13 protein-coding genes are annotated in these 12,207 nt (G+C 67.0%); 8 read left to right on the forward strand and 5 right to left on the reverse strand.

Annotated features, from left to right (window positions below; genetic code table 11):
* Positions 1 to 5 precede the first annotated feature (5 nt).
* The 3 genes from AB0E63_RS21850 to AB0E63_RS21860 all read right to left on the reverse strand — a co-directional run bounded on the left by AB0E63_RS21850 (position 6) and on the right by AB0E63_RS21860 (position 1,770).
* A complete protein-coding gene (locus tag AB0E63_RS21850) occupies positions 6 to 623 on the reverse strand; it encodes a hypothetical protein (protein ID WP_360369123.1) in 618 nt (205 codons plus the stop codon).
* A 666-nt stretch (positions 624 to 1,289) separates the two neighbouring features.
* On the reverse strand, positions 1,290 to 1,550 hold the full coding sequence (locus AB0E63_RS21855) for a hypothetical protein (protein WP_360368971.1): 261 nt from the start codon (positions 1,548 to 1,550) through the stop codon (positions 1,290 to 1,292).
* Positions 1,551 to 1,575: 25 nt separating this feature from the next.
* Positions 1,576 to 1,770, reverse strand: a complete 195-nt coding sequence (locus tag AB0E63_RS21860; RefSeq protein ID WP_360368974.1) for a hypothetical protein — start codon at positions 1,768 to 1,770, stop codon at positions 1,576 to 1,578.
* A 33-nt stretch (positions 1,771 to 1,803) separates the two neighbouring features.
* Between AB0E63_RS21860 and AB0E63_RS21865 the strand changes: the two genes are divergently transcribed.
* Together AB0E63_RS21865 and AB0E63_RS21870 are read left to right on the forward strand one after the other, a co-directional pair.
* A complete protein-coding gene (locus AB0E63_RS21865; protein WP_360368977.1) occupies positions 1,804 to 3,486 on the forward strand; it encodes an AMP-binding protein in 1,683 nt (560 codons plus the stop codon).
* Complete coding sequence (locus tag AB0E63_RS21870; RefSeq protein ID WP_360368980.1) at positions 3,455 to 4,852, forward strand: enoyl-CoA hydratase-related protein; 1,398 nt, start codon at positions 3,455 to 3,457, stop codon at positions 4,850 to 4,852. The genes AB0E63_RS21865 and AB0E63_RS21870 overlap by 32 nt, the downstream gene beginning before the upstream one ends.
* Here AB0E63_RS21870 and AB0E63_RS21875 read toward each other — a convergent pair.
* Positions 4,835 to 5,995 (reverse strand): FAD-dependent oxidoreductase, encoded by a 1,161-nt coding sequence (locus AB0E63_RS21875; RefSeq protein ID WP_360368983.1) that lies wholly within the window; start codon positions 5,993 to 5,995, stop codon positions 4,835 to 4,837. The genes AB0E63_RS21870 and AB0E63_RS21875 overlap by 18 nt on opposite strands.
* Complete coding sequence (locus AB0E63_RS21880) at positions 5,992 to 7,221, reverse strand: cytochrome P450 (protein ID WP_360368986.1); 1,230 nt, start codon at positions 7,219 to 7,221, stop codon at positions 5,992 to 5,994. The genes AB0E63_RS21875 and AB0E63_RS21880 overlap by 4 nt, the downstream gene beginning before the upstream one ends.
* 131 nt (positions 7,222 to 7,352) lie before the next feature.
* On the opposite strand from AB0E63_RS21880, the gene AB0E63_RS21885 reads away from it, so the two are divergent.
* From AB0E63_RS21885 to AB0E63_RS21910, 6 genes are all read left to right on the forward strand, one after another.
* The gene (locus tag AB0E63_RS21885; protein ID WP_360368989.1) at positions 7,353 to 7,544 is read left to right on the forward strand and encodes a ferredoxin; all 192 of its coding nucleotides are present in this window, start codon (positions 7,353 to 7,355) and stop codon (positions 7,542 to 7,544) included.
* A gap of 91 nt (positions 7,545 to 7,635) precedes the next feature.
* The gene (locus AB0E63_RS21890) at positions 7,636 to 8,826 is read left to right on the forward strand and encodes an ABC transporter substrate-binding protein (protein WP_360368992.1); all 1,191 of its coding nucleotides are present in this window, start codon (positions 7,636 to 7,638) and stop codon (positions 8,824 to 8,826) included.
* A gap of 41 nt (positions 8,827 to 8,867) precedes the next feature.
* Positions 8,868 to 9,755, forward strand: a complete 888-nt coding sequence (locus tag AB0E63_RS21895) for a branched-chain amino acid ABC transporter permease (RefSeq protein ID WP_360368994.1) — start codon at positions 8,868 to 8,870, stop codon at positions 9,753 to 9,755.
* A complete protein-coding gene (locus AB0E63_RS21900) occupies positions 9,752 to 10,705 on the forward strand; it encodes a branched-chain amino acid ABC transporter permease (protein ID WP_360368997.1) in 954 nt (317 codons plus the stop codon). The genes AB0E63_RS21895 and AB0E63_RS21900 overlap by 4 nt, the downstream gene beginning before the upstream one ends.
* Entirely contained in the window at positions 10,705 to 11,484 is a 780-nt protein-coding gene (locus AB0E63_RS21905) for an ABC transporter ATP-binding protein (protein WP_360369000.1), read from the forward strand. Before AB0E63_RS21900 ends, AB0E63_RS21905 begins: the two co-directional genes overlap by 1 nt.
* Positions 11,477 to 12,202, forward strand: coding sequence for an ABC transporter ATP-binding protein (locus AB0E63_RS21910; RefSeq protein ID WP_360369003.1), 726 nt, complete (start codon positions 11,477 to 11,479; stop codon positions 12,200 to 12,202). Before AB0E63_RS21905 ends, AB0E63_RS21910 begins: the two co-directional genes overlap by 8 nt.
* Positions 12,203 to 12,207 lie beyond the last annotated feature (5 nt).

Raw genomic sequence — 12,207 nt, forward strand, 5'->3', positions numbered from 1 at the left:
GGTGTTCAGCATGTCACCGTCTGGCTTCTCCTACGGAAGGCCATAGGACGTGGCGGGAAGCGCTCGATGTGCTGAAGCAGCGTGAGCGCCGCTCCATCTGACATCGGCACCTCGCGCTCCGTATCGTTCTTCGGCAGCGCGAAAACGTAGTCCCTTCCAAGCCGTTTCACCTGCCGCCGGACATGGATGACCATCTCGTCGAAGTCGAGATCCTCCTGGCCAAGCCCGAAGAACTCGCCCTGACGGAGTCCGGCGGCCGCGCCGATGATCGGAATGGCTTGGTACTGCATTGGGTGGCTCGCCACGATCCGCTCAACGGTCCCGTCACTCCACGCGACGATCTTCCGCTGCTTCGGAGTCGGCGCCTTGACCACCTTCGCCTTAGCCGGAATCCGCTTGATCGTGCCGTCGTCGACGGCAAGCTCCAAAGTCCCGTGCAGCACGACAAACGCCGTCCGCGCAGTCGCCGGCCCGATCCTTCGCTCCAGGTCTGTTGGCCATGTGGCGATCTCCGACGGCTTGATGCTCTTCAACTGCCGACTGGCGAACCGTGGCTTCACATGGAGGCGCAGCGCGGTCTCATACCTGATCAACGTCGTCGGATCGACCGAGCGCGACCTCAGCCACGTGTCCGCAACGACCTCTAACCGAACTTGGCCGACCTTCGGATCGACGTAGTCTCCGCGAGCCGCGTCCGTCTCATACCGTTCGCGTAGCGGCTCGCCTACGTCTTGGTCTCGAACGCGCGAGACTGTTCGTTCCCACTCGGGTCATGCCAAACCCCAAGTCACCGCTTCCCCTTACCCCACCGCTTCTCGTTCCGCTCGCGCGTGACCTTCCCGCCAGCCTGCGCCACTGCCGTCGTCCACTGATCCTTCACCAACGCCACTCGTCAACCTCCGCCGTGCTCGACAACACCAGCGGAACCTCAACGTCTGGGCACGCGAAACCTCGACGAAGTCGGCCAGTCGCGCCGCGTCACAAGGGCGTCGAGCGGTGACGCGATCTCACCATCCGAGCGAAGCATCGTCCGTGCGCATCGATGCGCGAACCTCCAATCCGCTGTTTCCAGCCGAAGATGACCGGCAATGGCCAACGGTTCGCATTGAGGCTTCTGGCCTGCGGGTTTTGCCAGATCTCGGTGTGCATGAAGTCGCGGAGGGTGACCCATTCCATGGCGGCGTGGCCGCGGCCGGCGACGCCGAAGAGAACGGACGGGATACCTGCGGCCTGGTAGACGGCGCAGTCGGTCCAGACCTGTTCGCCGCGGTGCGTCGCGGGTCGGCCGGTCAGCGGTGGAAGGCGTCGCCGAGTGTGGTGACGACGTGGGTGTGGGGTCGACTGCGAAAGCAGGGTTCGACGAGGATCTTGACGTCCGCGTGGAAGTCTGGATCTGCCTGAGAGAATTCGTCGAGGATCGAGCGGAGTTCGGCTTCGGTGCTGTCGGCGTTCTCGTCCGGGAGGGTACGGCGTTCCAGCGAGATCGTGCAGGTGCTCGGATAGGTCGAAAGCTCGTCACCGCCGGAGATGGGCCGATGGGACTGCTTCACGAGTAGGTGACCCGTCGGCGCTGCGTCAGGCTGAGGTGACCTTGTGCCAGATCGCGGCCAGGCCGCCGGCGGCGTCGGTCCGGTTGGAGGCTTTGGTGTCAGGAACCGGCGATGCCGCCGACGATGCCGATTCGGTGCTGGCGCCGGTGAAGTCGGATCCGGGCAGCACCTGTAGCGCTGCACGTCGTTGCCGTGGGGGAAGGTCTGATGCATAATTCATGACTATGATCAGCAGATATTAAGGGAGTGTGTGATGCCTGCTGGGCGGTCGATGGCTTATCGGGAGTTGGTTCCGGCGTTTGCTGATCCTCAAGCGTGGACGTTCGGGCAGGTGTTGCGGCATCACGCGTCGGTTCGGCCGGGGGCGACGTGTCTGGACGTTCCGCATCAGGGGTTTACGCTGACCTATGCGGAGGCGCTCGACTCGGCGGAGCGGGTTGCTTCGGCGCTCTATCAAGCAGGTGCCGAGCAGGGGGATCGGGTTGTGATCATGGCGGCCAACTCGTCGGAGCTGGTGCGGACCTGGTGGGGCACCGCGGTCGGCGGGCTGGTCGAGGTGCCGATCAACACGAACTACGAGGGGGAGTTCCTTCGGCACCAGCTCGACATCGCCGAGGCTCGGTACGCCGTCATCGACGACACCTTCGCCGAGCGCTGGATCGCGATCGCGGAGCACGCCCGCGGGATCGAGAAGTTCTGGGTGATCGACACTGGGACCCGGGACAAGGCGATCAGGCTGCTGCAGGACAACGGCTGGCCGGCGTCCGCGTGGGAAGAGCTCGTGCAAGCGGCCAAGACGGAGCTCCCGACCCCGAAGCCGCAGGATCTCGGCGCGATCTTCTACACGTCCGGGACGACCGGGCCGTCCAAGGGCGTCGCGATGCCCAACTCGCAGCTGTACTTCTTCGCCCAGGTCGTGGTCTCGCTGACCCGGCTGACACCCGACGACGTCTACCTCACGACCACACCGCTGTTCCACGGCAACGCGCAGTTCATGGCCGTGTACCCCGCGATCGTCGCCGGTGGACGCGCGGTGGTGCGCCCGAAGTTCAGTGCCAGCCGCTGGATCGACCACGTCCGCGACTCCGGTGTCACCGTGACGAACTTCGTCGGCGTGATGATGGACTTCGCCTGGAAGCAGCCGCCGCGACCCGACGATGCGGACAACCAACTGCGCTGCGTGTACGCCGCTCCCACCGCGGTCACGATTGTCGACCAGTTCAAGGAGCGGTTCGGGATCGAGGCGTTCGTCGACGCGTTCGGACTGACGGAGACCTGCGCCCCGATCCTCTCGCCGTACGGCGTGGACCGGCCGGCCGGCGCGGCCGGTCTGCAGGCGGCGGACTGGTTCGACATCAAGCTGGTCGACCCCGAGACCGATCGAGAGGTGCCGGTCGGCGAGGTCGGAGAGCTGGTGGTCCGCCCACTCGTCCCCGGGATCTGCAGCAACGGCTACTACAACATGCCGGAGAAGACCGTCGAGGCATGGCGCAACCTGTGGTTCCACACCGGCGACGCGTTACGCAAGGACGAGGACGGATGGTTCTACTTCATCGACCGCTACAAGGACGCGCTGCGCCGGCGTGGCGAGAACATCAGCTCGTACGAGGTCGAGCAGGCGATCCTCGGTCACCCGGCCGTCAAGGAGTGCGCGGTCGTCGGCGTGCCGGCCGATGTGGAGGCGGGGGAGGATGAGGTCCTCGCGGTGGTGGTGACGGCCGGGCCAGTGTCGGCCGAGGAGCTGTGGGGATGGTGTGAAGGACGCATCCCGGCGTTCGCGATCCCCCGCTACTTTCGCCTTGTCGACCAGTTGCCGAAGACGCCGTCGCAGAAGGTGCAGAAGGCAGTGCTCCGCGAGTACGGCGTGGCCGCCGGCACGCATGACAAGTTGACCAAGGAGAGTCATGGAGTACGAGACGCTGGACTACGCGGTTGACGATCGCATCCTGACCCTCACGCTGAACCGGCCGGACCAGCTCAACGCGTTCACGGTCACCATGGCCGGCGAGCTGATCGACGCGTTCGGCCGGGCGAGTGCCGACGAATCGGTTGCGGCCGTGGTCGTCACCGGCGCGGGTCGCGCGTTCTGTGCCGGCATGAATCTGTCGGTCGACGGCAACGTCTTCGGTCTCGACGAATCCCGTCGGCCCACCATGGCGGAGTTGCGGCAGCGGTACGACGACCCGGCGTACGGCGTCCGCGACACCGGCGGGCGGGTCACGCTGGCGATCTACGAGTGCACCAAGCCGGTGATTGCCGCGATCAACGGTCCCGCGGTCGGGGTCGGGGCAACGATGACGCTGGCGATGGACGTCCGGCTCGCGTCCACGAAGGCGCGGATCGGCTTCGTGTTCGGGAAGCTCGGCATCGTCCCGGAAGCCTGCTCGACGTGGTTCCTGCCGCGGATCGTCGGAGTCAGCCGCGCGCTGGAGCTGGCGTACTCCGCCGACATCCTGACCGCCGCCGAGGCCGACGACGCCGGGCTGGTCCGCGCGGTCCATGAGCCCGACGAACTGTTGCCCGCGGCCACCGCGTTGGCCCGGCGGTTCACCGCGAACCGTTCGGCGGTGGCGATCGCACTCACCCGGCAGATGATGTACCGCGACGCGGCGCAACCGCATCCGCGCGAAGCGCACCTGGTCGAGTCGCTGGCGATGTTCGAGACCTCGGTCGGCGACGGCAAGGAAGGGGTCGAGGCGTTCCGGGCGAAACGCGAGCCGGCGTTCCAGGGGCATGACCTGCCGGCGGACTTGCGGTCCTGGTGGATCGGATCGCGGGTCGAGGACCGGGCGGCGATCCAGGAGCTCGGTGTGCTGTACGGATTCGTCATGGACGAGCGCGACGAGGTCGGGATCCGGCAGATCTTCTGCGCCGACGCGACGCTGCGATCACAGGACGGGGTGTTCGCCGCGACCGGAATCGAGGAGATCGTCACGACGTACCTCGGCCGGTTCGCCGCGCTCGGTCCGACCAACCACTTCTCGCACGGCCACGTGATCCGGTTCGACCCGGCGGATCCGGATCGCGCGACCGGGCTGCTCGCCTCGCACGCCGAGGTTTCCCGCAACGGCGTCGCGATGCAGGTTGCCTTGCGCTACAAGGACGTCTACCGGCGCGAAGGCGGTCGCTGGCGGTTCGCGGATCGGCTGATGTCGTACATGTACTACCTGCCGTTCGACGAGCTCGCCACCGGGCTCGGCGATCGCAACAGCGTCCGCGCGTACGGCGATCAGCGGGCGTCCGATTGGCCCGAGGTTCTGTACTCCAAGAACGGAGACACCTTCCTAGACGACTACCGCTGAAGTCAGCAGCTGCCGGAACTCCAGCATCCGACTCCGCAGGCCGAGGAGAACAACCCCGACCAGGATGCCGTCGCGATAGTAGCCGACCGCGCAGTCGCCTGCGAGCTCGCCCTCCAGCAGACGGACGTCCTCGCAGCCGAGCCCCGGCACCCCGAACGACTGCAAGCGAGTCCCGAACTGCTCGCTCCAGAACGTCGGCATCGGCGCGAAGCCGGCCCGATCGCTCGGTACTCCGGTGATCCGCGCGATCAGACTGATCGCGGCGTAGCGGGCGGTCTCGCCGCACATCGTCCAGTGCTCGATACGCGTCGTACCGAACCGCGGATCGGGGAACCGGACGATGTCGCCGACGGCAACGACCTCGTTCACCGGACCCGATGCCGTCACCGGATGCAGCTCCGCGTCACAAAGGACTCCGTTCGACAGGTCGAGACCGTTGCCCTCGAGCCACTCGACATTCGGCACCGACCCGACCGCCTCGACGATCACGTCCGTGCCGATCCGGCTGCCGTCGTCCAGTACGACGTCCCCGTCCACGCGGACGACGCTGTGCCCGAGCCGGAACCGCACGCCCTGCTCCTCGTGCCGACGGCGCAGCTCGTCACCCACCAACCGGCCGACCGCGACCTGGAGCGGTGCGTCGAGCGGCTCCACGACAGTCACGATGCAGCCCAGACCCGCTGCGGTGGCGGCGATCTCGCACCCGATGAAGCCGGCGCCGATCACCGTGACTCGTGCCCCGGGAACCAGCTCCGGCCGAAGCCGCAGGGCATCGTCCATCGTCCGGATCCGGTGCCCGTTCAGCGGAAGAGTTCTGGACCGGACCCCGGTGGCGATCACGAGGCCGTCGTACGCCAGGACATCGCCGTCATCCAGGGTTGCCCTGCGACTGAGGAGGTCGACGGCCTCGACCCGGCGACCCAGCCGCCACTCGACGTCAGCAGTCGTGGCGCGCTGCGGGAAAAGCAGGACGTCCGGGGTGATGCCGGTGCGGAGGGCTTCCTTGGTGAGCGGTGGCCGGTTGTACGGCGGATGTGGCTCGGCCCCGACCACGGTGATCGGCCGGGACCAGCCGGCGGCGCGCAGGTGCTCGACGGTCCGGAGCGCCGCGAGACCCGCGCCGGCCACCAGGATCCGCGTCACGCGGTGAGCCGTGGACCTGGGGTGAAGGTGGCCGGGATACGTTGCCAGCCGGTGTTCGTGCCCTGGTGCGGATAGGGTTCCAACGCGTCGAGGTCAACGATGTAGTCGCCCATCCGCTGCAGGATCTGGGTCAGCAGCTCCTTGGCCATCGCCCGGCCGAGATGGGATCCCGCGCAGCGGTGCACGCCGATCCCGAAGGCGGTGTGCCGGTTCGGCCAGCGCTCGATGTCGACCTGGTCGGGATTCTCGAACTGCTCGGGATCCCGGTTGGCCGAGGCCCACGCCAGCAGGACCCGGTCGCCCTTCTTCATCGGGCAGCCGTGGAACTCGGTGTCCCGGCTGACCGTGCGGGCCAGGCCCTGGGTGGGGGAGAAGTACCGGAGGAACTCCTCGATCGCCTTGTCCATCAGCGCGGGGTCGTCGATCAGTTGCCGGCGGACGTCCTGGTGCTGGTACAGCCACACCACGGTGTTGCTCACCAACGAGGCGGTCGTCCCGACCCCGCCCGCCAGTAGCAGGTCGACGATCGAGTAGACCTCGTCGTCGGTGATGACCCGGCCGTCGACCTCACACTGCGTCAGGTAACTGATCGTGTCGTCCAACGGCTCGGCCCGGCGGGCGGCGATCACTTCGCGCGTCCGCTCCTCCAGATACGGGAGGTCGACCGTGACGGCCTGCTCCCACCTGTCACTGCCACGGACGGCGGCCAGTACGGCGTGATGCGCCGACGCGTACCGCTGCCAGTCGGCCACGTCGAGGCCGAGCCAGTCGACCGTGACGATCGAGGGGACGCCGATCACCTTGGCCAGGTCGCACTCGCCCTGCTCGATGATGTCGTCGACGAACCAGGTGACGTAGTGCTCCACTATCCGCTCGAGCCGCTCGATCGCCGCCGGGGCCGTGATCGGGTTCAGGATCTTGCGCCACTTGCGGAACTCGGGTGGGTCGATCTCGATCGGGATGTGGAAGTGCATCGGGGTCTTCGGGATCACCACCGACAGGCCCTCGCCACCGTCGGTGGTGCGCGCGGACGAGAACGTCTCGTCGTCGCGCGCCGCCTCGAAGACCGACTGGTAGTCGGACAGGATCCAGTAACCACCGTGATGCTCGGAGCGGGCGACCGGGCCGACGTCGCGCAGGGCGCGGTACGAACCGACCGGATCGGCGGAGTGCTGCTCGGAGTTGTGGTCGAAGTCGGCGACCGGGTAGCTGCCCTCTGCGGCCATGGGGCCCGCCTTTCGTAGCTGGCCAATACCAGGCTCATAGTTATACTGATTAGGGTTCGTGTCAACGGCGCCCAGGTGTCCGTCGTACCGACGGCACACGCGCCCTCACGGTGCGGAAACAGGAGCTGCTCATGCACATCAAGATCGATGACAGTCGCTGCCAGGGACACGGCCTGTGCCGGCTGAGTGCGCCCGATCTGTTCTTCGCGCGCGAAGAGGACGGGCATGCGTACGTCGCTGGCGACGCGGTGCCGGCCGACCGGGAGGCCGACGCCCAGCTCGCGGCCGACAGCTGTCCCGAGCTCGCCATCCGGATCGACTGACCGACACTCTTTACAGCACATCGTCGGCGGAACTATGGTGCCAGTTACATGCTAATCATGAGCATAGAATTCTGATCCCCTGGAGGAACGGATGAACTGGCTGACGTCGGCGCGCTCCCGTCGCAAGTCCGTCCCCGTCGTGATGCTCGCCCTCGCAACCCTGGTGAGTGCGGCGGCCTGTGGTGGCAGTTCGTCCGGCGGTTCCGCCGGTGGCGGACTGCCGGACACGATCAAGATCGTCTCGGTCAACCCGACCACCGGCATCGTCGCCTTCGCCGGCGCGGGTGCCAACAGGGGCTACCAGCTGGCCGTGAAAGAGATCAACGCGTCGAACCTGCTGGGTGGCAGCAAGATCGAGCTCGAGCTCAAGGACACCAAGAGCGAGGCGCAGACCGCGGCCAGCGAGGTGAGCTCGGCCGTCGCCGACAAGAAGGTCGCCGCCGTGTTCGGCTCTGTCTCCAGCACCGAGGCGGTGGCGATGTCGCCGATCGCGCAGAAGCAGGGCCTGCCGATCGTCTACACCCAGGCCGGCAGCAGCGGTGTGGTCGTGGGTGACTACACCTACCGCGCGACGCCGCTGATGAGCACGTACTATCCGATTCTGAAGAAGTACCTGCAGCAGCAAGGCTGGAAGTCGGTGGGCATCATCTACACCCAGCTGACGCCGACGCTGCAGGAGATCGGCAGCAAGACCCTCCCGGACCTGGCCAAGGAGCTGGGCATGACGGTGACGGGCAGCATCGCGACCCCGGCCACCACCCAGGACTTCCAGGCACCGATCGCCCAGATCCTGAACGGCAAGCCCGACGTGGTCGCCATTCTCCAGGTCGGCGCCTCGAACCCCACCGCCATGAAGCAGTTGCGGCAGGCCGGGTACACCGGGCCGGTGCTCGGCAACTCCGGCGCCAGTGCCGGCAACCTGAAGCCGGCTGGAACCGACGGTTCGGGCATGGTCTGGCCGGTCGACTTCAACTACCAGCAGTCCAGCGCGTCGAGCCAGAAGTTCGTCAAGGCCTTCAAGGCCGAGTACAACGAGAACCCGCTGAATTACTCCGCTGAGGCGTACGACGCGGCCTGGTTCCTGGCCCGCTCGATCGCCGCCGCGAAATCCTCTGACCGTCAGGCGATCAAGGACGCGATGGCGACCGAGGCCGGCAAGCCGAGCACCGGTGCGCTCGGTGAGGGACTGACCTGGAAGGACCGCACCATCGTGGTCCCGGGTGTCGTGGTCGAGTGGACCGGTAACGGCGAGAAGCTGCTCTACGAGGCAGGCAAGCAGTAGAACCAGGCCCGGAGACCGTTCGGACAGAGACGGAGACACCCGTGCAAGACCTGGTGAACGTGGTGACGCTCGGCTCGATCTACTTGCTCTTCGCGCTCGGGATGAGCATCACATGGGGCACGATCGACATCCTCAATTTCGGCCACGGCTCGATCTTCATGTTCTCGACCTTCTGCGCGTACCTCGTGCTCGGGCAGACGAACCTGCCGCTGCTGCCCGTCGTACTGATCGGGATCGTGGCCGGTGCGGTGATGTCCCTGCTCATCCAGGTGCTCGCGTTCGAGCAGATCCTGAAGCGAGCCAGGGACAAACGCACCGCCGAGATGCAGATCCTGATCGGCGGTATCGGCGTCGCGATCATCCCGCTCGCGATCGCGCAGCACCACACCAAGAGCAATCCGTTCGGGCTGTCGGAGTCGTCGTACCAGCTGGACACGTGGGTGATCGGCGACATCCGGATCACCAGCATCGCGGCGCTGACCGTGGTGGTCGCGATCGTGCTCTGGGCCGGTACGGCGATCTGGCTCCGGCGCTCGCGACACGGGCTGGCGCTGCGTGCCATCGGTGTTGACGCCGAGACCGCTGCGCTGATGGGTATCGACAGACGGCGGCTGGCGCTGGTGACGATGGCCGCGTCCGGAGCGATGGCAGGTCTGTCCGGAGTGCTGTTCACGTACTCCCTCGGAGCCATCACGCCGGAGAGCGGTGACACCCTGCTGGTGAAGGCGTTCGCGTGCATCATCCTCGGCGGTGTCGGCAGCATGCTCGGTGTTGCCTTCGGCGCCTATTTCCTGGCGGCCGCCGAGACACTCGTGCTCAGTCAGACGAGTGGCTCGTGGGTCGAGGCGGTGAGCTTCGGGCTGATCTTCGCCGTCCTGCTGCTCCGTCCGGCCGGAGTGTTCGGCCGGAAGGAGGTGCGGCGGACATGATCTCGTTCTACGACACCAACCTGGTGCTGATCCAGGCGACGCTGTCGGGGCTGATCCTCGCGCTCTCCATCCAGGTGCCGTTGCGGATGGGCGTGTTCTCGTTCGCGGGCGCCGGATCGTACGGCATCGGTGCCTACTTGTCCGCGATCCTCGTTCTGCGTCAGGGCTTCAACGGCCTCGTCGCGATCGCGATCGCCGTACTCGTGGCAGCCGCGATCGGGTTGTTGCTCGGTCTCCTGATCTTCAAACTCAACGGCCTCTACCTGGCGATGGCGACAGTTGCCTTCGATCTGATCATCAGCGTGATCGCGATCAACGGCGGTGAGCTGACCGGCGCGTCCACCGGCCTGTACGGCGTACTCGCGGACTTCACCACCGGGCACATGTTCGTGCTGACCGTGGTCGTCCTGCTGCTGGTGGCGTTCAGCGAACGTGGACGGCTGGGCCGGCGCGTCGACGCGGTCCGCGACGATCCCGAGCTCGCTGCCTCGCTCGGCATCAACGTGCGCCGGTACCGGCTGGTGGCCTTCGTGGTCAGTGGTGCTTTGGGTGGTCTGGCCGGCGGGATGAACGTGATGGTCCGGACCGCGATCGGCCCGCTGGACATCGGTTTCGGGCTGATCGTGCTGGCCCTCACGATGATCGTGGTCGGCGGCTCGCGCTCGTGGAAGGGTGCCGTCATCGGAGCGGTGATCTTCACCTGGCTGCCCGATGTTCTCGCCGTCATCGGCGAGTGGCAGGAGCTCGTGTACGGCGTGATCGTGGCCGTCGCCGCGGTCTTCCTGCCCCGCGGCCTGTACGGCGTGATCGCCGACGTCACCAAGTGGTTCGGCCGCAAACGCCGCACCCGTGCCCCGGCGCCCGAACCGGCCCCGGAGCCGACCAAGCCGGACAGCTTGGTCTCCCGGGAACACGACTCGCGGGTCCCGGCGCGATCGGAGGTGTCGTGATGAGCACGACCACTGTCTCCACCCCGGTTCTCGAGGCCCGCGACGTGTCGGTGCATTTCGGCGGGATCAAGGCGGTCGAAGGGGTGACGCTACGCCTCGAGCCCGGGCTGATCCACGGCATCATCGGTCCGAACGGCTCGGGCAAGAGCACACTGATTGGGGCGATCACCCGGCTCACCCCGCTGACCCACGGGGAGTTGCTCTTCGCGGGTGAGCCCTATCAAGGCACTCGGGCCTCGGCGATGGCCGGACTCGGCGTGGCCCGGACCTTCCAGACCGTCCGGCTGCTGCCGGATCTGAATGTGCGCGACAACATTCAGCTCGGCGCCGACGCGCGGCTCGGTGAGGTCGAACAGCTCCCCTGGCACCGCCGGCTGCGTCCGACCGAGTCCCCGGCGGTGGCGGAAGCGATTCGCCGTACCGGGCTGGATGGGTGGGAGGACTACTTCCCGTCCGAGCTGTCGTACGGAACGCAGAGACGGGTCGAGATCGCGCGGGCGATCGCGATGGATCCCCGGTTGCTGCTGCTCGACGAGCCGACCGCCGGGATGAACCAGTCCGAACGCGCCGAGATCTCCCGGCTGCTGCGCGACCTGCGCGACGAGGGGCTGTGCCAGTTGCTGGTGGAGCACGACGTTCAGATGATGCTGGACACCTGCGACTACGTCTTCGCGATGAACTTCGGCAAGCTGATCGCCGAGGGGACGCCGGCGGCCGTCGTCCAGGACCCCCTCGTGCAGGAGGCCTACCTCGGCCGGAAGGGACGCCACAATGCTTGAGGTCAAGGACCTGCAGGTCAGCTACGGCAACATCGAGGCGGTCCGCGGTGTCGACCTGTCCGTCGTACCGGAAAAGATCACCCTCGTCCTCGGCGCCAACGGCGCGGGGAAGAGTACGACGCTGAAGGCCATCGCCGGACTCCAGAAGCCGCACGCGGGCTCGGTCACGCTCGAGGGCCGCGACATCACCGGCCGGCCACCGCACTGGATCGTCCGGCAGGGCGTCGCGCTGGTTCCGGAGGGGCGGCGGGTCTTCGCACCGATCAGCGTGGCCGAGAATCTGCGGCTCGGCGGTTACGCCGCGGCCAGGACGGCGTACGCCGAGACCTTGGCGAAGGTCTACGACATGTTCCCGATCCTCGCGGACCGGCAGCACAGCCCGGCCGGGCTGCTCAGTGGTGGCGAGCAGCAGATGCTCGCCTTCGGTCGCGCGCTGATGTCGCAGCCGAAGGTGATGCTGTTGGACGAACCGTCGATGGGACTCGCCCCTGTCGTCGTCGATGCCATCCTCGCCAAGGTCGGTGAGATGGCCCAGGCCGGGATCGGGATCCTGATGGTCGAGCAGAATGCGCAGGCCGGCCTCGACATTGCCGACCACGTCGTCGCAGTCGCTCGTGGCGAGGTGGTCTACACCGGCGCGGCCGGCGATGCGCGAAACCATGCGTCGGTGCTGCGTGCCTTCCTCGGCGAGGCGGCGCTGGCCGGCCGGAAGTCGTGACGGCG

The organism is Kribbella sp. NPDC026596 (assembly GCF_040638415.1).
Lineage (GTDB): Bacteria > Actinomycetota > Actinomycetes > Propionibacteriales > Kribbellaceae > Kribbella.